The following is a 20,654-nucleotide window of genomic DNA, read 5'->3' on the forward strand; positions in this document are numbered from 1 at the left end:
GAATCCACCATGACAAAAATCCTGGCGACGCGGCCCGTCCTGCCATCGCTGGATGTGAAGGTCAGTCTGAAATTCTGGGAAGAGGCTTTCGGCTGCAAAACCTGGCTGTATGAGGACGGCAAGTTCGGCGGTGTGCAGCGCGACGGGTTTGAATTCTACTATTTCTTCACCGACAGGAAGGAGGTCTGCGAGTGGACGTCCTGCCGCATCGATGTCGAGGATGTGGACGGGTTTCACGCCATGGCGAAAGCAGCCGGATGCGTCCACCCCAATGGCGATATCGATACCAAGCCCTGGGGCTATCGCGAGTTCGCCGTGCTGGATCCCTTTGGCGTGCTGGCGACCTTTGGTGCGGATCTGGAACGGAACTGATCCCCTGACGGGCCGCCGGCAATCCTTGCCCGCATACTTTTGCCTGAATCTGCTCGCCTGATACGCGTGGTTGTGCTGAACTGAGCGTCAACAAAGGGGAGAGTTATGCGGATTGCTCTATTGATTGCATTGGTTGCGGGGCTGGCATCGACGGCATATGCGCAGAATATGAGCGAGGATGTCGCCGCCGAATTGCGCGAAGCGGATCGGGCTTTTTCTGCTGGCGACCCACAGGCTGCCTATGAAGCCGCCGAGCGGGCCATGGCGCTCGCGGATACCGATGAAGAGGAAATCCGCTCGCTCTATCTGATGGCGGAAATCACGTTGGATCAGGAACGCTTTGTGGAAAGCGAAGGTCTCGCCCGCGCCGCGTTCGAGCGGCTGCAGGCCGTCTCACCCGGTTCGGTCGAATTCCTCGAACGCCTTTTGCAAATCGAGAGCTATTCCGCCCTGCGGCAGGGCAATCGGGACCGCTGGTATGACCTTTTGCAGGAAATCCAGTTGTTGAATGCAACCGAGCTGGAGCGGCAATGGCTGATCGGCGAGGACGGCATGCAACACTTGCTGTCCGGCTATGAGTGTCCACAGACAACTGAATTCGGCATCCTCTACGAGCCGCTCAGCTTCGAACTCGACGGGCGGGATGTCGGTTGCAAATACATATTCCGCGAACGGCCGGATATTGTTGTCACCATGCATGTCTATCGCGCGCCGGGAAGCGATTACGACCAGACCTACCGGGATGCCCGCGCGCCACTGGCACAGGTATTTCCGACCGCGCGGGTGACCGAGGACGGCGAAACCGAGATGGCCGGACTGCCGGTGCGGTTTGCCATTCTGACGGACGCGGACCGGGAGACCGGTGTCTGGACATCGCAGATCGGGGACTGGAGCATCAAGTTGCGCATGACGCATTTCGGCAATGGCACGCGCGCCGATTTTCAGGCGGCGGCTGAACAGACCTTCGCCAATACAGCCGCCATGGCGGATCATCTGGCCGCCTGCGAGACCGGCCGGACCACGCTGACGGCGACCACACCGCAAACCGGTTTCGAAACGGCAATGCGGTCGGCGATGATCATTTCAGCCGCTGCCGATCGCGGCTTCGCGCCGCCGGCGCGCCTGCGCTGTTTCATCGAAGGTACGCCGATGGGCGATGAATCCACGGCCTGGTTCGAAACCGATTCCAGCGGCCGCGTGGCCGGCCTTCATGCCGAATCGACGACCGGACGCGGACTGGCCGTGCGCGCCATTCCAAGCGGCGACTTCATGGGCGAAATCGGCGACTGGGATTCAGCGGAGTTCATCGGCTATTTCGTGGACCCGGCGGGGGCGCACATTGTCGGGGTTTATGACGGGCCACCCTCAGCGGAGGAATTCCTGCGGCTAACAGCCAGTATCGACCAGGGCGAAGTGCAAATCATTTCCAGCGTCGAAGTCGGTGAAGACGGGAGGAATATCGTCCTGCATACCGATGGCAGCGACCTGTTGAGCGACAATTGATCCTCACCCTCTTTCCCGGAGCGCGAAACGAATGCGGATTGTCCTTCTCCTGATTGCCGGCCTTCTGGGCGCCAGCCCAGCGCTCGCCCAGATCAGCGACGACTATATCGATGCGATCAACCACGCCATTTTCATCGCAGAGGATGGCGACCTTGCCGCAGGCTATGACGCCGCAACCGGCTTGCTGGACATTGCCGACACGGATGAGGAACGTCTGCGCGCTTACGATCTGGCCATGAATATCGCCATGGCGGCGGGCCGCTGGCTGGACGCCGAAAATCAGGCCTTTGCCGGTGCGCAGCTGGTGCGTGAAGAGCTCGGTGGTCAGCCCGACCTGCTTCGTCCCTTTCTGGAACGTCAGGCAGAAGCCGCGCGTCAACAGGGCGCCATGGATCGCCATCAACAACTGGAAGCGGAAATCCGGTCTCTCAGCGCCGGACGGCTGGCACTGATCTGGAATGAGGACAGACGGGGATTTCGCCACCGCCTTTCGGGCTTTCAATGCCCGCGAGAGATCGACGGCCTGCCTTTCGCACTCCGCCATTCAAATGAGCTGGCGGGAACCGACAGTTATTGTCTCTATCGCGCAGCGGCCGGTTCTTGACCGGAAATCTCGATTTACGTCCGGTATTTACCGGAGGCCTCCGGCCCGTTCATGGACCGAATTCCCGTCGCCGCACGCGCTGGCCTGTCGGCAGAACAGCCCCTTTCGTGGGGAGATCACAGCGTGCTGTTCCGGCAGGGTGTGATTGACGGCGTGTCGATACATCTCTGGCAAGCGCTCCGGTTCGACTGGGAGTTCACGCTTATGGGCACTGGGCTCAGCGACGCGGCTGCGGCCACAGTTCTCGCCGAGGCATTCGCATCGATGGACGATTCAGCCGAGCATTTGCAGGATTGCGCGGGCTTGTCCGGGCGGCGTCAGCTGCGGGATGCCTATGACCGGACCGGCTTTGCGAACACGGCGTTTATCGCATCGATGATGCCGCATCAGATCGGTGGCTTCGGACCGGATGATCGCCGTCTCGACTGTCTCATCGCGCATCGCCCTGACAGTTATCAGGTGGCGTATGCCGAAGTTGACCGGAGTGGGGAACCCACCCGTTATGTCTGGCGGACCGTATTCGGCGACGCCAATTTCATCGCGGCGACGGCGCAGCCGGACATCCGCAATATCGAGCGAAACCTGACCGGGCAGCGCAGCAGCGGCGTTCCCTTTGTGCTGGCCCTGCACCAGCCCGATCAGGTCCGCATTTTCGGCTTGTTCAATGGTCCGCCCTCGCCAGACGCCTTTCTCGAACATGTCCAGCGGATTGAGTCCGGCGAGCTGCCGCATATATCCGGCGCCAGAATTGATGAGGACGGCGATACCGTGATTGATGCCTCGCAGCTGTTTGAAGACTAGGCCTTTGCCCTGACCCGTTCGGCGCGCTAGCTTTATGTCCATGCTGCATCAATTCTTCACCCATCTGCGCGCCGCGAAAATTCCCGTCACCACGCGGGAATACCTGACGCTGCTGGAAGCGCTGGATAAGGGCGCGGTGCGCCCCGAGATCGACCATTTCTATTCGGTCAGCCGGGCCGCGCTAGTGAAGGATGAGCGCAATTACGACAAGTTCGATGCCGTCTTCGGCCATGTCTTCAAGGGTGTGGAAGCGCTCTCCATCCTCTTTGAAACCGAGGACATTCCGGCTGAATGGCTTCGCCAGGCCATGGAAAAGCTTCTGACGCCGGAAGAGATGGAGGCGCTGGAAGCCCTCTCTTTCGAGGAGTTGATGGAAACGCTGAAGAAGCGGCTGGAAGAACAGGAAGAGCGCCATGAGGGCGGCTCGAAATGGATCGGAACGGGCGGCACCTCGCCTTATGGTCATGGCGGCTATAATCCGGCCGGCGTGCGCATTGGCGGCAAGTCCACCCACAAGAAGGGCGCGAAAGTCTGGGAGCAGCGGCGTTATAAAGATCTCGATGGTGAGCGCGAACTGGGCACGCGCAATCTGAAGGTCGCGCTGCGGCGTTTGCGGAAATTCTCGCGCGATAGTGCGCGCGAGGAATTTGACCTCGACCATACGATTGATGCCACGGCGCGGCAGGGCTGGCTGGACGTGAAGATGCGCCCGGAACGGCGCAATGCGATCAAGGTTCTGGTGCTGTTTGATGTCGGCGGCTCGATGGATCCGTATGTGAAATCCTGCGAGGAATTGTTCTCGGCGGCGCGTTCGACCTTCAAGAATCTGGAGTATTATTACTTCCACAACTGCATCTATGAAGGCGTGTGGAAATCCAATTATCGCCGCCGGTCGGAGACGATTCCGACGATGGATCTGCTGCACAAATACGGCCGCGACTGGAAGATCGTTATCGTCGGTGACGCTTCCATGGCACCCTATGAAATCACCCATCCCGGCGGCTCGGTCGAGCACTGGAACGAGGAAGCCGGCGGGGTCTGGCTCAACCGGCTGGTGGAACAATACACCGACCTCGTCTGGCTCAACCCCGAGCCGGAAAAATGGTGGCAGCACGCCTATTCCATCCGGCTGGTGCAGGACATTATCGGCCCGCACCGCATGTTCCCGCTAACGCTGGAAGGCGTCGACAATGCGATGAAGGAGCTGGGGCGCTAGGCGACGGTTTCGTATTCTGCCGGTTCCAGCCCCAGTTCCCGCTCCACCCGGTGGACCCAGGAGCGCACCGCCGGGAAATCCGCCAGATCGAATCCACCTTCATGGGCGACGCGCGTATAGGCGACGAGCGCAACATCCGCGAGCGTGAATTGTTCTCCGACAATGAAATCGCGCGCCATCAGGCGTAATTCCATCACGCCGAGTGCGCGGCGGCCCTTCTGCATCAGCATCGGGTCGATGTCGGCTTCCGGCATATTCATGAATTTCAACTGCGCGCGGCGCACAGCGATCGCCGGCTCGTGCGAATATTGCTCCCAGAACATCCATTCCATCATCTTGGCGCGGTCAAACGGATCTTCGGGAATGAGGGCCGAGCCTTCGGCCAGATAGAGCATGATGGCGTTCGACTGGGCGAGGATGCGCCCATCCTCGCGCACCATGCAGGGCACCTGGCCCGCCGGATTGATCGCGAGGAAGTCCTCGGTTCGCGTGTCACCCGCGAAAACATCCATCTCGCGCCAATCATAAGCGACGCCCATCAGGTCCGCGATCCAGCGCGTCTTCAGGCAATTGCCGCTGGTGGAGGAACCATAAAGCGTAATGTTCGACATGCCCGAATCTCCTGATCTCGTTTTCCCAGCCTAGCGCGGCCCCGTGCCGCACACCACTGACTTGGCGCGTGGGTGCGAACGACATAGAAGGGACAGCAGATCAAATGCGAGCAACAAGATTGTGACCTTGCCTAACGTAAAAGCGCCCGAAGACTGTCAGACCATGCCGGAGGTCCGCGAGGGCGTGGATGCGATAGATCGCGAGCTGGTGCGGCTGATCGCAATCCGCACCGGCTATATGGAGGCCGCCGCGCGGATCAAGCCGGATCGCGGCGCGGTGCGTGACGAGGATCGCAAGCAGGATGTGCTCACGAAAGTCGGCCGGGCCGCTGACGCCGCCGGCGTGCCACGCGCCATTGTCGAACCGGTCTGGGAAACGCTGGTAGAAGCCTCGATCGCCTACGAATTTACCGTCTGGGACAAGACGCGGGTTTAGGCCGCCAGAACATTGTCGATTTCGGCAAAGGCGGCATCGGCCGCGCGGCGCACTTCGATCACCATAAGCGGCCATGCGGCTTGCGGGGCATCTTCGGCCCTCCTTAGCTCAATTGGCAGAGCAGCTGACTCTTAATCAGCGGGTTCAAGGTTCGAGTCCTTGAGGAGATGCGCTCTGCTCTTTTGCCCTTCGCCTTTTTGTTGACGGCCGCGCCTGCCACATCTCAAGATTTTACCAATGCAGGTCAACTTGACGGCGATGATGTGCGGATCGACGAATGGTGGGTGCCCTATGAAGATACGCGCCCGCGCGACCCCTTCACCGCCGATGGCGAGCGCGTCTGGTTTGTGGGTCAGCGCGGCGATTATCTCGGCTGGCTGGAACCGGCGACCGGCGAGATCGGCAAGCTGGATCTGCCCGAAGGCACCGGACCGCACAACCAGATCGTCGATGCCGAGGGCAATATCTGGATTGCCGGCAATCGCGATGCCTATATCGGCCGCTATTCGCCGGCGACCAACCAGTTCATGCGGATTGAAATGCCCAATGGCATTCCGCGCGACCCGCACACGCTGATCATGGATCAGGGCGGGCAATATCTGTGGTTTACCGCGCAGGGCGCGAACCGTATCGGGCGGTTGAATGTCTCCACCTATGAGGTCGATATCATTGATGTGCCGACCGAAGGTGCGCGGCCCTATGGCATCGAGATCGGGGCCAATGGCATGGTCTGGGTCGTGCTGCTTGGCACCAACAAGATTGCCGCCATCAATCCGGACACGCTGCAGATCACCGAAATCACCCTGCCACGTGACGGTGCCCGGCCGCGCCGTATCGGCATTACGGACAATGGCTATGTCTGGTATGTGGATTACGCGGAAGGCTATGTCGGCGCGTTCGATCCGGCCTCTGGCGGGGTGGAAGAATGGCCCGCGCCAAACGGCGCAGAGAGCCGTCCCTATGCGATGGCGGTCGATGCGCAAAACCGCATCTGGTTTGTCGAGACCGGGCCGGAGATCAACAATTTCGTCGGCTTTGATCCCGCCAGCGAAACCTTCTTTTCGCAAACCTATGTGCCCTCGGGCGGCGGCACGATCCGGCACATGCAGTTTTATGAGCCCACAGGCGAGATATGGTTCGGGGCCGATACCAATACGATTGGCCGCGCCGTGGTGATGCCGCAGGAGTGATCTGGCTCGCGCTGATTCTGGCGAGCACCGGCTATCCGGATGGCGCGCCCTGGGGCCATGCCGGCGCGCCGGATACCGGCACATGCTCTAGCTGCCACTGGGATGGCGCGCCGGAAACCGATTCTCCGCGCCTGTCGCTGGACGGTCTGCCCGCACAATTCGAGCCGGGGGCGCGATACGAGATCAGCGTTCGCCTGTCCGATGCGGGGGCGGCCAACGGCTTTCAGCTGGTCGCCAGTGCCGGTTATTTCGCAAGCGTTGATGCGTCAACCGAGGCGCGCGACCACGCCGTGCGTTCAACGCGTGCCGCAGGCGACTGGCCCATTGTCTGGATCGCGGACGAGGCGTCAGAGCCGGTTCGTTTCTGGCTGGCCGTGAATGACGCCAATGATGACATGTCGGAGTTTGGCGACACCATCCATTTGCGTGAGTTTGAAAGCTTGCCCTGACGGGCCTGTGCGGTTATGCCCCGCCTCCCCGGAATGCAGGACCGAAATCATGAATATCGACGCCATCTCCATCGGTGAAAACCCGCCTGAAGATTTCAACATGATCGTGGAAGTGCCGCTCGGCGGCGATCCGATCAAGTACGAGATGGACAAGGCCTCCGGCGCCGTCATCGTCGACCGCTTCCTGCACACGCCGATGCGCTATCCGTGCAATTACGGCTTCATCCCGCACACACTGTCGGATGATGGGGACCCGATTGACGTCCTGCTCCTCGGCTCGACCACGCTGATGCCCGGCTGCGTCGTGCGCGCGCGCCCGATCGGCGTTCTGCTGATGGAAGATGAAAGCGGGCTGGATGAGAAAATCCTCGCCGCGCCGCACCACAAGCTGACGCCCTATTATGACGATGTGAACGACTATTCCGACCTGTTGCCGGCCCAGCTGGCGCGCATCACGCACTTCTTTGAGCACTACAAGGATCTCGAGCCCAATAAATGGGTGAAGGTTCAGGGCTGGGAAGGCGCGGACACGGCGCGGGCCCTGATCACGAAAGCGATCAAGGCGGGGAATGGCTAGCCGATTGGCGGCCAAGCCATAATATCGTAGGCAACGTGCTTGCGTTCGAGTGTTGCAGCGGTCAATCTACCCACTCAGAGTGAGGGGGGGGCGATATGCGCAGTGACCCAGCCCCCTGAATTCCGGCCACGGGATGGTAGAGTCCATCGAGAAGAGGATGGACGATGCGCAAGAGCCGTTATTCGGAAGAACAGATTATCGGGATGCTCCGCGAGCACGAAGCGGGTGTCACGACGAAGGAGCTATGCCGCAAGTACGGCATCTCGGACGCGACCTTTTACAAGTACAAGGCCAAGTTCGGCGGCATGACGGTGTCGGATGCTCAGCGTCTACGGACGCTGGAAGCAGAGAATGCCAAGCTGAAGCGGTTACTGGCCGAGCAGATGCTGGACAATGCGGCGCTGAAGGATCTCGCCTCAAAAAACTTCTAACGCCCGATGTGAAGCGGCGGGCCGCGCGTCACCTGGTGGAGGCGCACGGGCTGAGCGAGCGTCGGGCGTGCCGGTTGGTCCGGCTGGACCGCTCGACCTTCCAGTATCGCAAGCGCGATGCGGGCGATGAGCGTCTACGTGAGCGGTTGCGCGACCTGGCTGGCGAACGTCGCCGCTTCGGCTATCGCCGTCTGGGCATTCTTCTGGCCCGGGAGGGGCTGAATGCGAACCACAAGAAGCTTTACCGTATCTACCGCGAGGAAGGTCTGGCGGTACGCCGACGCCGGGGCCGCAAGCGGGCCACGGGAACGCGCCGTCCCATGCTGCTGCCGAGCGGCGCCAACCAGCGCTGGAGCCTGGACTTCGTGGCGGATGCGCTTACCGACGGGCGTCGCTTCCGCACCCTGTGCGTGGTGGACGACTTCACCCGTGAAGCACTGGCGATCACGGTCGACACCTCGCTCTCGGGCGTGCGCGTGGGCCGGGAACTGGACCGGATCATCGCCCGGCGCGGCAAGCCGGCCATGATCGTCTCGGACAATGGCACGGAGCTGACAAGCCACGCCATCCTACGCTGGCAGAAAGAGCGCGGTGTCGAATGGCATTACATCGCCCCGGGAAAGCCCCAGCAGAATGGCTTCGTGGAGAGCTTCAATGGCCGCCTGCGGGACGAGTGCCTGAACGAGCACCTGTTCTCGTCACTCTCCGAAGCGCGAACCCTGATCGAGGCTTGGCGGATCGACTACAATACCTGCCGGCCCCACACCTCGCTGGGAGGGCTGGCCCCGGTCATCTACGCCCAGCAAACCCGCAAACACCGGCCCGGTTCGCCTGAGCTACGCATGGGCTCCGCTCACCGGGCCTTGAACCTTGAACCAAAACCAGAAAGAAAGGCGAACAGACTCTACTAACGATCAGCCCGGATCAGGGGGCTGGGTCAGCAGCTTAGCTTTAATAGGGTTATTCTCCATTTTTCTGGCGGCATGCAGCCAACCCGTTATTGACGGTCGCGACGATGAAACTCTGAGCCAGAGCCTTGAAAGCGTTACAAATTCGCTTAGCGAAACGCGCTCTGAAGAATTCAGTTCGGCTATCGCTTACCTGATTTTCAATCTTCCATCCGAGAATGAAACGCTTGGAAGCGCTATCGACGGCATGACGGCAGAAGAGGTTATCCGCTTCGCCGATGAAATGCGGTTGCTTAATCTTAACTCCAGATTGGAGAGACAGCGGATCGCGCTGAATGATGCTCAAGACATGTTTCGTGAACAGCAAGCTGAGCTAGAAGCATATCAGCTTCGTTTATCGGCGGCGGAAGAAATACTCAATGATATCGTCATCTCGAATGCGGAGTATTTCTGGCAGCGGCAACGTTATAGCGAAGAGCCCGTTATCGCATTCCGGATAGAAAATAATTCTGAGATCGCAATCGGTCGAATTTTCTTACACGGTGTGGTGCAAACGCCGGGCCGAAGCATCCCATGGATCGACGAAAACGTGAGTTACGTCATTAGAGGTGGTCTCGAACCTGGCGAATCCGATGACCTTCGCCTAGCGCCAAATCGGTTTGGCGAGTGGGGGCTTCGCGAGTTGGCCGATAGCGACGATCACATCCTCGAATTAACCCTTTTTGATATTGAGGGGCCCGATGGCGAGCGACTGGTCGGGCCCATGAATAACTACCTTTTTGGCGATGAGACCGAAGAGGAACGCATGGAAGCTCGCATCGCTTCGCAGCAAGAGAGAATTGCCCGAATTGAATCCGTCATAGCAGAGATTGAGAGTGAAATTTTCGTCGTCGAAGCCAGACTGGCCGATTGATATCAGCTCTATAAAGTCGACAGCAATGTGCCCCCTTCGACTTTTAGACAAATTGTCGTATCTCTTCCGGTGAACACCATTCATCAGGAGGAAATGCGTTGAAAAAAGCCGACTTTATCTGGATGGATGGCGAGATGCGCCGCTGGGAAGACTGCACGGTGCATGTGATGAGTCATGCCCTGCATTATGGCTCGTCCGTCTTCGAGGGTATTCGCGTCTATGACACGCCGGACGGCCCGGCCATCTTCCGGCTGGAAGACCATATCAAGCGGCTGTATCGCTCCGCGCGCATGTATCGCATCGAAATTCCCTATGATTTCGAGACCGTCTGCGAGGCCTGCTGCGCCGCCGTGCGCGATAACAAGCTGACGGCGGGCTATATCCGGCCGCTGGCGTTTCGCGGAGCGGGCTCGGTGGGCGTGACCGCGCGCGACATGCCGATCCATCTGATGATCGCGGCCTTTCCCTGGGGCACGTATCTGGGCGCGGATGCTTTGGAGAATGGCGTCGATGTCGCCGTATCCAGCTGGAACCGGCTGGCACCCAACACCATCCCGCCGGGCATGAAGGCGGGCGGCAATTACCTCTCCTCCATGCTGATCGGCTATGAGGCCAAGGATCGCGGCGTCGCCGAAGGCATTGGCTTGGGCACGGACGGCCTTCTGTCAGAAGGCTCGGGCGAAAACCTGTTCATCATCGAGGACGGCGTCATCCGCACCCCGCCGGGAGCGGCCTCCATTCTTAAGGGCATTACCCGCGATACTGTCATCAAGCTATTGGCGGATATGGGCCATGGCGTGCAGGAGCAGGCCCTGCCGCGCGAAGCCCTCTACACAGCGGACGAAGCCTTCTTCACCGGCACGGCCGCCGAAGTCACACCGATCAAGAAAGTGGATGGGCTCGATGTCGGGACGGGTGACTACCCGATCACCAAGTCCGTTCAGGACGCGTTTTTCGGCCTGTTTTCCGGAAAGACAAAAGATACGCGCAACTGGCTGCGCCACGTATAGGATTACATCATGACCGTTCAGGACTATCTCTCTCTAGCTGGCCAGACCTTCGTCTCCGACTGGTTCGAAATGAATCAGGACCGCGTGAACCAGTTTGCCGACCTTACCGTTGACCACAATTTCATCCATGTGGATGTCGAGCGCACCAAGGCGGAAACGCCCTTTGGCGGCACGATTGCGCATGGCTATTTCACGCTGTCCATGCTGTCGCATCTGGGCGAAACCTGCCTGCCGCCCATGCCACCCAATGCCATTCCGATGAATTATGGCTTCGACAAGGTGCGGTTTTCCGCGCCCGTGCCGGTGGGCAAGCGCATCCGCGCGCATTTCAAGCTGTCGAAAGTGGAAGAGCGCAAGCCGGGCCAGTGGCTCAGCCATTGGGATGTGACGGTGGAGGTCGAGGGCCAGGAACAGCCCGCCATCCGCGCGCACTGGCTGACGCTGTTTATTCTGCCGGGTTAGGTTTCCGGACCACTTCCCCGCCCCCCACAGGGGGAGGGGAAACGCGTTCGGTCCGTTCTGTCGTTCCGGCCTAGTCCCCTGCCAATGCCTCGGCCCGCTGTTCCAGCCGGACCAGCAACTCATTGAGCTGCTCGATCTCGGCGCGCGAGAATCCGTCGAGCAAATCCGCCTCATGGCGCAGGGCGACCGGGGCCACCTCGTCATAGACGCTGCGCCCGGCGGAGGTGAGTTCAAGCAGGGCAGAGCGGCCATCGCTCTGATGCTTTTGCCGGTTCACCAGGCCGCGCTCGATCAGCGCCCGCACGGCGCGAGAGACATTGACCTTGTCCATGGCGGTCGCGGCGGTGAGCTCCTGCGCGGTCAGACGGTCGGCCCCACCCAGCACGGCAATCACGCGCCATTGCCAGATGGACAGGCCGAATTTCGCTTCATAGGAGCGCGCCACCCAGCGGCTGGCGCGATTGGACGCCACAGACAGGCGGTAAGGCAGATAGGCCTCAAGCCGGAGTGCGGCGTCCTTTGGCATGGATCGATTAAGCCAGAACGCCGCGGCGTTCCTGGTCCAGCTCGATGGATTCGAACAGGGCTTTGAAATTACCCTCGCCGAAGCCTTCATTGCCCTTGCGCTGGATGATCTCGAAGAAGACCGGACCGATCACGGTCTGGGTGAAAATCTGCAAGAGCAGGCCTTGTTCGTTCTCGACATCGCCATCGAGCAGAATGCGGCGCTTGGCCAGTTCCTCGACCGGTTCGCCATGGCCCGGAACGCGGGCATCGATCAGTTCGTAATACGTGTCCGGCGTATCCTGGAAGATGACGCCATTTGCGCGCAGTGTATCCACGGTCTTGTAGATGTCCGGCGTGGTCAGCGCGATGTGCTGGATACCTTCACCATTATATTCATTGAGGAATTCCGCGATCTGGGACTTGTCGTCCTGGCTCTCGTTCAACGGAATCCGAAGCTTGCCACACGGGCCGGTCATCGCTTTCGAGAACAGGCCGGTCTTCTTGCCCTTGATGTCGAAATAGCGGATTTCGCGGAAATTGAAGACGCGTTCGTAGAAATGTGCCCAGACGGCCATCTGGCCCTGATCGACATTGTGGGTCAGGTGGTCGAGGATTTCGAGGCCAACGCCGCCATTGTCGACCTCGCCGGTCGGTTCGAAATCGCCATAGATGTCGCCCTTATCGCCATACTGGTCAACGAGATAGAGGACCGAGCCGCCAATGCCCTTGATGGCCGGGATCTCGTCGGTCCAGACGCCGTCGCCGAACGGTTCGGCGCCGCGCTTCAGGGCTTCTTCGAACGCAAATTTCGCATCCTTGACGCGGAAGGCCATCGCATTGGCGGACTGGCCGTGGATCTTGGCGAACTCGGCTGCCTGACCGGTCTTCTCACGGTTCAGGATGAAGTTGATATCGCCCTGTTTGAAACGGGTGATATCCTTGGTCTTGTGCTTTGAGACCGCCGCAAAACCCAGCGACCGGAAGAGCTTTTCCAGCGCCTCGGTATCCGGACCGGTGTATTCCACAAATTCGAACCCGTCGGTTCCCATCGGATTTTCAAACAGATCAGCCATGGCCTTGCTCCTTTGATGTCGGCGGACAGCGAGGGGGCGGATCGCCCGCACCTCGAAAACTTGCCCCCTCATGACGGAATTTAGTTACATTTGCAACTAAATTGTCGGCTCGACGCAAACTTCAAGGGGCGGTATGCGGGTGTCCATGAGTTATCTTTTTGCGCCCGTCCCGCCTGTGACTGTCCCGGTAGAGGGGACGGACGCCTTTCCGGTGAACCGGATTTTCTGCATCGGACAGAATTATGCCGAGCATATCCGCGAGATGGGCGGCACGGATACGTCTGTTGAGCCGGTCATTTTCATGAAACCGGCCAGCGCGCTGACCCTCGGCCCGGATGTGGCCTATCCGCCGGTCACGACCGACCTGCACCATGAAGTGGAGATGGTCGCGGCCATTGGTCCGGATGGCGTCATAGCGGCGGGTATCGGCATTGACCTCACCCGCCGCGACCTGCAGGGCATGGCCAAGAAGCGGGGAGGACCCTGGGAAATCGGCAAGGCTTTTGATCAGGGCGCGGTGATGGGTGCGCTTCGGCTGGGGCCGCCGCCCGAAAGCGGGCCTATCCGGCTCAGCGTCAATGGCGTTGTCAAACAGGATGGCGATCTGGGCCAGATGAATCGCAAACTGCCTGAACTGCTCGCCCTGATCGGCAAGTATTTTGCCCTTGGCCCCGGCGATCTGGTGTTTACCGGAACCCCGTCCGGCGTGGGGCCCCTTCTGCCCGGCGACAAGGTCTCAGCCGAGATTGCGGGCCTGCCCCCGCTATCCTTCCACATGACTGACCGAAAGGCGTAACTGATGACGACACTGCATGGATACTGGCGGTCCGGCACGTCCTACCGCTTGCGCATTGCGCTCAATCTGAAGGGCATTGCCTTTGATCAGGTGCCGGTCAATCTGAAGGACGGGGAACAACGCCAGGCCGACTACAAGCGCCTCAACCCGCAAGGGCTGGTGCCGCTTCTGGATATCGACAATGTACAACTGATCCAGTCGCCGGCTCTGCTGGAATATCTCGACGAGACTCATCCCGAGCCCCCTCTCCTGCCCGGTTCACCGGTCGATCGCGCCCGCATCCGGGCTTATGCGGCGGTTATTGGCTGCGACATCCATCCGCTGCAGAATCTCCGCGTCCTGCAATTTATCCGGACAGAGCACGAACAGGATGGGGATGGCGTGTCGGCCTGGGCCCAGCGCTGGATAAAGGACGGTTTTACAGCGCTTGAGGCGATGGTCGCAGCGGATGACCGCGGCGGCCCCTATCTCTGGGGCGCACAGCCCACCCTCGCCGACATCTATCTGGTGCCGCAAATGTATAATGCGCGGCGCTTTGGCGTGGATCTGGTGGCTTTCCCACGTCTGGTTGCGGCGGATGAAGCTGCGCGCGCCCACCCCGCCTTCGAGGCGGCGAAGCCGGAAAACCAGCCCGACGCCCCTGAAGACGGGCACTAAAAGCTAGGTCGCTTCCCAGAAGCTATTGACGACCTGCCACTCATCATTGAGCCGCTGCAGGAAGAGCCACTCTGTCCAGCCATCGGCATCAATGCGGACGGCGCCGGTTGTCCGCGTCAAACCGATCACGCGGACATCGGCGGGATCCGAATTTGCAAATCGTCCGGTCTCGCCGGCCTGCGCAATCTGTTGACGCAGGATTTCCATGGTCTGTGGCTGCAGATATTCGGTGTCCTCGCCACGCTCCACATAGCGGCGGTCGGCATCCACGTAGAAACCGCTCAAGGCGCGCTCCACATCGCCAGCATAATAACCGTCAATGTAATCGCGCATCCGGGACTCAATCGCGTCTGAATCCGCTTCAGCATTCGGATTCGGGATATCCGGAACATTGCCATAGGCGCAATTGACGAAGACCCATTCGTCATTGATCCGGGTCGCGAGGAAGAAATCATACCAGGCCCGGTCCGCCGTCAGCTGGATGACGCCAACCGTTTCTGTCTGATCAAAGAAATCCACCCCGACCGCCGCCGTTTCGGCATCGATATGGCCGTTACGGTTCAGTGCACTGGCAATCACCAACAAGTCACCGGGGGATAATTCCTCGATCACATCGCGGCCCGTATTCCAGTAATTGGCCTCGATCCCGATCTTCGAAATCTCCGGGTGGATAACCGATTGCGGGGCAGCCGGATCCAGCTCGTAGAAGCCGCGCGCAAAGATATTGGCCATCTCGACGATACGCGGCTCGCCGTCCACACGGGGGTCTTGCGCGGCCAGCGACCCCGATAGAACCAATGTGGCGGCGATCCCGATTGCGGATAAATTCATGCTTGTCCCCAAAATTCAATTTCGGGCACACACTAGGATTTTAATTGCCGTATTATAATTAATATACAGCAATATATACCAATATTTCCCGCTATCAGGGCTGTCTTTATTACGCCTTCCTGATCGGTTGCAATTTTTTGTACGTCAAAGATCTCCAAAGCCACTCGAACGGACCAAATCGGAAGACGCTGAGCCAGAGCATCGAGAAAATCAGCTGCCCGATCCATACGATGATCACCAGCTGTGCCTGCTCCACACGCTCCAGCGTGCCGAACCAGCCGAGCCCCGGCGGGCCGACGAACAGATAGGTCATGATCAGCGTCTGGCTGAGATAGTTGGTGAAGGCCATTCGCCCGGCGGCGGTAAACGGATAGAGGATGAGTTTGAACGCGCTGATCTTGCTGAGCAGCATGACAACCGAGGCATAGCCAAACGAAACCAGCAGGCTGGCAAAATAGTTTGCGCCCTGATGTTCCCACATATGACGCAGGTCAAATCCGTCCGCGATCGCCGCATTGCCGGCCCAACCGGCAATTGGCAGCCCAATGCCCAGCGCGACAAGCGCACAGACCAGATAGGACAGCAACGGCCAGCGCGCCGTCAGAAAGCCGGATTTGAACAAAGCCATGCCGATCAGCATCAGGCCGAACGTCCGCGCTCCGAAGAATATCATGCCCATGGTCTGCCCCAGCGCGGCAAAGCCGGCATTGTACGGCAAGCGGTCAAGGAAGCCCGACTGGTAGAGCGCTACGGTGTCCTGCAAATCCTCGGCCGAGGGCATCATGCCGAGCTCGACGGGGTCGATCTCCCCCGGGATGAGATTGAAGGATGCGAAAATCCCCAGAAACAGCAGGCCGTTAATGGCGATGGCGAACAGGCCCCAGAAAAGGAGTTTGCCGACCGAAAGCCCGCGCAACAGCACGGCAATCATGCCGATGAGGGCATAGGTCACGAGAATGTCGCCGAACCAGAAGACGTAAGCGTGGACCAGACCGAAGGCCAGGAGCCAGAGCATGCGTGGATAGTGCTGGCGCGTTCCCTGACTGCGGTCATCCCCAAGCATCAATGCGATACCGGCTCCAAACAGCGCCGAAAAGATAGTGATGAATTTCACCTCGAAGAAGGTGAAGGCGATCCACCAGACCGTCTGGTTCGCGCCTGTGAAATCCATATGCGCCGGCGGGTACTGGTAGGCATTGGCGTGCATGGCAAAAGCCTGGATATTCATCATCAGAATACCGAGCACGGCTATGCCGCGCAGCGTGTCAATGGATGTGAAACGTTCCAGTTTCGGCGCAGCCTGTGGAGCTTGCGGCGTCGCAGCATCTGTCATGGCATTCTCCCTGTCCCTGCCCGTCATCCTACATGATTATCGCGAGGGGAAACGGGATTGTGAATTGAACTGTCCCCCTGTTTCAAGCCATAGAGGTCGTCTATCAACACTATAGATTACTTCTGTGCGCGAGGGACGGATGCTGCAGTTCTTGACGATGTTGATCGATTGGCTGGGCGCTCTGGCGATGATGTTTCTCGGGCTGAGCTATTCCGCACCGGAGAGCTGCGCTGCGGCCATCCACATTGTGCCTGTCCACTATGTTGAATCCGTTGAGCTTTCGGAAACACAGACCGTCGACTGCGCATCCTACGAGGCCGAGGACGCCGACGAGGTCGAGGTTTTCCGCATCTGATTTGCGGCCAACCGACTCCCACCCTTCGAATAATCGGAAAGCTGCGGTAAGAAGGCAGACCCCGCAAGGATTGCGGGCTGATTATGCGATTCAAGGATAGTGGCGCACACCATGGCCGATACCAAAACCCGCGACCGCGAAACGTCCAGCGATGCACTCATGGCAGCGTTGAACGAACCTCATAGCCGGGGTGAACTTGACCAGGATCGCCGCGCGGCGGCATCCCGCAACCTGCCGCCGAAGCGCAAACATGGCTGGTATCTGTTTTTCGGATTCACGGCGGCTTTCATCTGGGCCGCCGGCACGGCCGCGTATCTGACAGCCTATGCCGGGGTGGATATCACCAATCCGCTGGCGGCCCACACACCGGCGCAACTGGCAGGACTGGCGATTTTCGCGCTCGGACCGGCCCTGCTGTTCATCATGGCCGCGTTGATCATTCGCGAATTGCGTCAGACCGTTGACCGCACACGCGGTGTGGAAGCGGCGCTTTCCCGCCTCGCAGCGCCCGCCGAGGCAGCCGAGTCCGAAGTCCGCAGCCTGTCGAGCGCCATCTCCGGTGAAATCGACCGGATCAATACATCGCTGGAAAGCGCCCTCGCCCGGCTGGCCGCGATGGAAGAAGTGATCCGTCATCATGCCGATACGCTGGAGCAATCAGCGGGCGATGCCCGGGACCGCGCCGAGGGGTTGTTGCAGGATCTGCGCGGCGAGCGAGAGCGCCTGCAGGCCGTCTCGGACTCGCTGGACGACAAGGCCGCCCTCATTGCAGCGGCGATTTCCGACCAGTCGCGCATGGTGGCCGCTGCTGCCGAGCTGGCGGGCGACACCGCCAATGACGCGGAAAGGAAATTACGCGACAGCATTGAATCCCTCACGGGCGCGGGCAATCTGATTTCTGACTCTGCCCAGTCTGCCGCCGGCAAGATCGATACGCGATCGGCCGAATTGCGGGAAATGGCGACTCTCCTTGATACGCGGACCACCGAGCTGGAAGCCGCCTATCACCGCCACAAGGACCGTCTGGGCGAGGCCGGAGAAGGCCTGCGCAAGGAACAGGAGAAAATCGCGGCCGCGCTGGATTTCCATCGCGCCGAGCTGGACGTGATGGCCAAGACAGCACGTGAAGGGGCCGACGCGCTTAACGCGGCGGCAACGCAGGGCTCCGGATCCTTCAAGGAAACGATTGATGCTGCGCTGGAGCGCGCCCGGAACATGGCCGAGCAGGTTCGGGCCGAGACCGACAAGGCGGGCGAGTCTCACCAGACGGCTATGGAAGCCCTGCAAGCGGCTGCCGAAAACGCCGGCAAGGCGTCCGAAGCGGCCGCAAAGGCGCTGGACGAACAGACCCGCATGGTTTCCTCGCGCATTGAAGAGGTCAATGAGAAGGCCTTTGAAGCCGCGCGCAAGGCCGATGAGGGCTTTGAGGCGCGCATGAAGGAAGCTGAAAAGCTGACCTCGCGAGCGGCGCTCGCGGCCGATGAAGCAGCCGAGTCCGTCAAACGCCGCCTGTCATCTGTCCTGAAGACGGCACAGGAAGAATCGGCCGCCATTGAACGCGAGATCGAGAAGCTGACGGACAAGCTGGCTGAATTGCCCGAAGCGGCGCAAATGCGCGCGAAGGAGGCGTCCGACGCGCTGCGTAGCGGGCTTGAAGGCCTCAATGCAGCCGCGATCGCCGCCGCGGAGGAAGCGCAGGAAATTGATGCGGCCTTCCAGTCCCGCATTCGCCAGAATTACGAATTGCTGAGTGACTTCATGCTTCGGATGGGATCGGTCGCGGGCGGGCGCCGCGCGATCGATCTGCCGGGAAATGAATTGCCGAACCCATTGTCCGGCCGGAAATCAAAGCCGGCGAAGGATGATGCTGACGCGCCTGAGGAAACCCCCAGCGTCACGCCCAAACGGGATACGATCGCCTTCCCCGAAAAAGGCCGTACGGGAGAACCCGGCTGGCGTTGGAAGGATCTGTTATCCAACATGCCCGGCAATGAAGATGATCCGCGTGATCGCAGGGACCGCGACGACTAGTGCAGATGTTCGGCGTCGTGGAATTCCGCGACCTGTTCAGCCGTCCACTGCGCGACATCCGCCATGGCTTCCTGGGATGCGGCATCGAAGGCGGCCACGATGTCTGACAGGCTTGTGGACCTCGCCTCAGCCTGAGCGCCAATGGCTTCGACCGCCACCAGACGGCGGTCGCTCATCCGGATCAGGCGCGCCCGCATACGCACCACAACGGTGGGCGCTGAATTCTCACCATTGATGTAGTTGGCCTCGAAGGACCGCAATTCGGTCGCGAGTTCAAACTCCGCACGGACACCATCTTCAGGCCGCGATGCGATCAGCGACGGCTCGAAAGCATCCATCGACTCGACGATAAGGTCCTGTACCAGGCGCGGAACGGGGGTGATCCACTCTGCCCCGGAAGCGAAGACCAGCTGACCCCGGTTCTGTGACAGGGCAATCTGATCTCCCGACAGGGCGCGCGGCGTCAAGGGACGCTGCACCCCAACGATCACAGCTTCGGTCCGCAACTCGCTCGACGGTTCGGGTGTCGACAGGCGATAGACGGTTGCCGGTGTGTTTTCGGGCAGAACACTGATGCAGCCTGCCAGAAGAGTGGCAGCGCCCAAAACAGCCGTGGTCAGGGTTTTACGGATCATTGTGGTACCTCAACTGTCCGGCGTTGTTCGCCTGAAATAAATCCAGTCGGATTGTCTTCGATTTCCAGTGCAATTCGATCAAGCGTGGCGATCAATCGGCGAAGATCTTCCATGGTCCGCGTCAGCTCGTCCGTGCCCTCGTTCGACAGGCGTTCGATTGCCGGCTGCAGCGTTGTCATCAATTCCTGAGCCTGACGGCCCGCGATATCGATCTGCTCGGCAGCGAGCGACACATCAATCGATGCCTGTGTCAGTTCGTTGTTGGCGAGCGTCGTGGCGTCGCGTCCAAAGATTTCCAGCGACCGGGCGGCAGCCCCGACATCAACCGACGTGGCCTCCAGACTCCGGATGGCGGATCGCAATTCTTCCACGAGCGCATCTTCGCCTGCCAGCCGCTCGGTAATTTCATCGATATTCTCGAATGTGGAGGCAATCCGATCGAGGTTTTCCTCGCTCAAAAGCAAGGAGACCTGATACAGGGCGCGTTGCGCAGCTTCGAGCGCATCTTCACCACCTGCGACCAGCGATTCAATCTGTGCCTGCTCGGCATAGATACGCGGCGGATCCCCGCGCGTCGTGCCCTGCAGACGTTGCGCTTCGGCGGTGCCGCCCGAAATCTGGATGTAGGACAGGCCGGTCAGGCCTTGCGGCTCCAGCTGGGCGCTGGAATCGACGCGCACAGGGGTTTCCGCCAGCAAGCGGATTCGGGCAATCACGCGGTTGGGGTTTTGCGGATCGAGGCCAATCTCGGTGACCTCACCCACCTGGATGCCGTTGAAACGAACCTCTCCGGCTTCGCGAAGTCCACGGACCGGCCCGTCGAAGACAACATCGTAGAATGAGTAATCGCGGTCGAAAGTCGTCTGTCCCAGCCAGAGCGCAAAAAATCCGCCCGCGAGAATGAGAAAGACGGCAAAGAAGCCGACGAGTGCGTGATGGGCTTTCGTCTCCAT

General features: G+C 60.1%; 24 protein-coding genes and 1 tRNA gene. 18 read left to right on the top strand and 7 right to left on the bottom strand.

Features of this window, described 5'->3' with window-relative positions; translation table 11 throughout:
* The first annotated feature begins 9 nt into the window (after window positions 1-9).
* The 5 genes from P0D52_RS08960 (at window position 10) to P0D52_RS08980 (ending at window position 4,496) form a co-directional block, all read left to right on the top strand.
* Window positions 10-372: a VOC family protein gene (locus P0D52_RS08960; protein ID WP_394692319.1), complete on the top strand. Its 363-nt coding sequence runs from the start codon at window positions 10-12 to the stop codon at window positions 370-372.
* 105 nt (window positions 373-477) lie between these two features.
* Window positions 478-1,875: a tetratricopeptide repeat protein gene (locus P0D52_RS08965; RefSeq protein ID WP_394692320.1), complete on the top strand. Its 1,398-nt coding sequence runs from the start codon at window positions 478-480 to the stop codon at window positions 1,873-1,875.
* Window positions 1,876-1,906: 31 nt separating this feature from the next.
* Window positions 1,907-2,479, top strand: coding sequence for a hypothetical protein (locus P0D52_RS08970; RefSeq protein WP_394692321.1), 573 nt, complete (start codon window positions 1,907-1,909; stop codon window positions 2,477-2,479).
* Window positions 2,480-2,530: 51 nt separating this feature from the next.
* On the top strand, window positions 2,531-3,280 hold the full coding sequence (locus P0D52_RS08975) for a hypothetical protein (RefSeq protein ID WP_394692322.1): 750 nt from the start codon (window positions 2,531-2,533) through the stop codon (window positions 3,278-3,280).
* 40 nt (window positions 3,281-3,320) lie between these two features.
* Complete coding sequence (locus P0D52_RS08980) at window positions 3,321-4,496, top strand: VWA domain-containing protein (RefSeq protein WP_394692323.1); 1,176 nt, start codon at window positions 3,321-3,323, stop codon at window positions 4,494-4,496.
* Here the strand turns inward: P0D52_RS08980 and P0D52_RS08985 are convergent.
* Window positions 4,493-5,107: a glutathione S-transferase family protein gene (locus P0D52_RS08985; protein ID WP_394692324.1), complete on the bottom strand. Its 615-nt coding sequence runs from the start codon at window positions 5,105-5,107 to the stop codon at window positions 4,493-4,495. The two genes, P0D52_RS08980 and P0D52_RS08985, sit on opposite strands and share 4 nt — an antisense overlap.
* A gap of 163 nt (window positions 5,108-5,270) precedes the next feature.
* Between P0D52_RS08985 and P0D52_RS08990 the strand changes: the two genes are divergently transcribed.
* From P0D52_RS08990 to P0D52_RS09030, 9 genes are all read left to right on the top strand, one after another.
* On the top strand, window positions 5,271-5,543 hold the full coding sequence (locus P0D52_RS08990) for a chorismate mutase (protein ID WP_394694781.1): 273 nt from the start codon (window positions 5,271-5,273) through the stop codon (window positions 5,541-5,543).
* Window positions 5,544-5,640: 97 nt separating this feature from the next.
* A tRNA-Lys gene (locus P0D52_RS08995) sits at window positions 5,641-5,713 on the top strand.
* Entirely contained in the window at window positions 5,711-6,733 is a 1,023-nt protein-coding gene (locus P0D52_RS09000; protein WP_394692325.1) for a lyase, read from the top strand. Before P0D52_RS08995 ends, P0D52_RS09000 begins: the two co-directional genes overlap by 3 nt.
* Entirely contained in the window at window positions 6,730-7,182 is a 453-nt protein-coding gene (locus P0D52_RS09005; RefSeq protein WP_394692326.1) for a choice-of-anchor V domain-containing protein, read from the top strand. Before P0D52_RS09000 ends, P0D52_RS09005 begins: the two co-directional genes overlap by 4 nt.
* A gap of 49 nt (window positions 7,183-7,231) precedes the next feature.
* Window positions 7,232-7,759 (top strand): inorganic diphosphatase, encoded by a 528-nt coding sequence (ppa, locus tag P0D52_RS09010; protein ID WP_394692327.1) that lies wholly within the window; start codon window positions 7,232-7,234, stop codon window positions 7,757-7,759.
* A gap of 164 nt (window positions 7,760-7,923) precedes the next feature.
* A protein-coding gene (locus P0D52_RS09015; protein WP_394692203.1) for an IS3 family transposase occupies window positions 7,924-9,101 on the top strand; the annotation gives its coding sequence in 2 pieces (ribosomal slippage) (window positions 7,924-8,176 and window positions 8,176-9,101; 1,179 coding nt in all).
* Entirely contained in the window at window positions 9,061-10,011 is a 951-nt protein-coding gene (locus P0D52_RS09020) for a DUF6694 family lipoprotein (protein WP_394692328.1), read from the top strand. Before P0D52_RS09015 ends, P0D52_RS09020 begins: the two co-directional genes overlap by 41 nt.
* Window positions 10,012-10,109: 98 nt before the next feature.
* On the top strand, window positions 10,110-11,021 hold the full coding sequence (locus P0D52_RS09025) for a branched-chain amino acid transaminase (protein ID WP_394692329.1): 912 nt from the start codon (window positions 10,110-10,112) through the stop codon (window positions 11,019-11,021).
* 9 nt (window positions 11,022-11,030) lie between these two features.
* Window positions 11,031-11,483 carry a MaoC family dehydratase gene (locus P0D52_RS09030; RefSeq protein WP_394692330.1) on the top strand — a complete coding sequence of 151 codons (453 nt, stop codon included), beginning with the start codon at window positions 11,031-11,033 and terminating at the stop codon, window positions 11,481-11,483.
* Between the two features lie 70 nt (window positions 11,484-11,553).
* Here P0D52_RS09030 and P0D52_RS09035 read toward each other — a convergent pair whose 3' ends face one another.
* Both P0D52_RS09035 and hppD read right to left on the bottom strand, forming a co-directional pair.
* The gene (locus tag P0D52_RS09035; protein ID WP_394692331.1) at window positions 11,554-12,009 is read right to left on the bottom strand and encodes a MarR family winged helix-turn-helix transcriptional regulator; all 456 of its coding nucleotides are present in this window, start codon (window positions 12,007-12,009) and stop codon (window positions 11,554-11,556) included.
* Between the two features lie 7 nt (window positions 12,010-12,016).
* Complete coding sequence (gene hppD, locus P0D52_RS09040) at window positions 12,017-13,063, bottom strand: 4-hydroxyphenylpyruvate dioxygenase (protein ID WP_394692332.1); 1,047 nt, start codon at window positions 13,061-13,063, stop codon at window positions 12,017-12,019.
* Between the two features lie 145 nt (window positions 13,064-13,208).
* Between hppD and P0D52_RS09045 the strand changes: the two genes are divergently transcribed.
* Both P0D52_RS09045 and maiA read left to right on the top strand, forming a co-directional pair.
* A complete protein-coding gene (locus P0D52_RS09045; RefSeq protein WP_394692333.1) occupies window positions 13,209-13,859 on the top strand; it encodes a fumarylacetoacetate hydrolase family protein in 651 nt (216 codons plus the stop codon).
* Window positions 13,860-13,862: 3 nt separating this feature from the next.
* Window positions 13,863-14,516, top strand: a complete 654-nt coding sequence (maiA, locus tag P0D52_RS09050) for a maleylacetoacetate isomerase (protein ID WP_394692334.1) — start codon at window positions 13,863-13,865, stop codon at window positions 14,514-14,516.
* A 3-nt stretch (window positions 14,517-14,519) separates the two neighbouring features.
* Here the strand turns inward: maiA and P0D52_RS09055 are convergent, their stop codons facing one another.
* Together P0D52_RS09055 and P0D52_RS09060 are read right to left on the bottom strand one after the other, a co-directional pair.
* Window positions 14,520-15,347: a nuclear transport factor 2 family protein gene (locus tag P0D52_RS09055; RefSeq protein ID WP_394692335.1), complete on the bottom strand. Its 828-nt coding sequence runs from the start codon at window positions 15,345-15,347 to the stop codon at window positions 14,520-14,522.
* Window positions 15,348-15,456: 109 nt separating this feature from the next.
* The gene (locus P0D52_RS09060) at window positions 15,457-16,680 is read right to left on the bottom strand and encodes a DUF418 domain-containing protein (RefSeq protein ID WP_394692336.1); all 1,224 of its coding nucleotides are present in this window, start codon (window positions 16,678-16,680) and stop codon (window positions 15,457-15,459) included.
* Window positions 16,681-16,819: 139 nt separating this feature from the next.
* Between P0D52_RS09060 and P0D52_RS09065 the strand changes: the two genes are divergently transcribed.
* Entirely contained in the window at window positions 16,820-17,035 is a 216-nt protein-coding gene (locus tag P0D52_RS09065) for a hypothetical protein (protein ID WP_394692337.1), read from the top strand.
* Window positions 17,036-17,146: 111 nt separating this feature from the next.
* Window positions 17,147-19,066: a hypothetical protein gene (locus P0D52_RS09070; protein WP_394692338.1), complete on the top strand. Its 1,920-nt coding sequence runs from the start codon at window positions 17,147-17,149 to the stop codon at window positions 19,064-19,066.
* Here P0D52_RS09070 and P0D52_RS09075 read toward each other — a convergent pair.
* Window positions 19,063-19,701, bottom strand: a complete 639-nt coding sequence (locus tag P0D52_RS09075; protein ID WP_394692339.1) for an ABC-type transport auxiliary lipoprotein family protein — start codon at window positions 19,699-19,701, stop codon at window positions 19,063-19,065. The genes P0D52_RS09070 and P0D52_RS09075 overlap by 4 nt on opposite strands.
* The gene (locus P0D52_RS09080; RefSeq protein ID WP_394692340.1) at window positions 19,698-20,654 is read right to left on the bottom strand and encodes an MlaD family protein; all 957 of its coding nucleotides are present in this window, start codon (window positions 20,652-20,654) and stop codon (window positions 19,698-19,700) included. Before P0D52_RS09080 ends, P0D52_RS09075 begins: the two co-directional genes overlap by 4 nt.

The organism is Hyphobacterium sp. (assembly GCF_043584775.1).
Lineage (GTDB): Bacteria > Pseudomonadota > Alphaproteobacteria > Caulobacterales > Maricaulaceae > Hyphobacterium.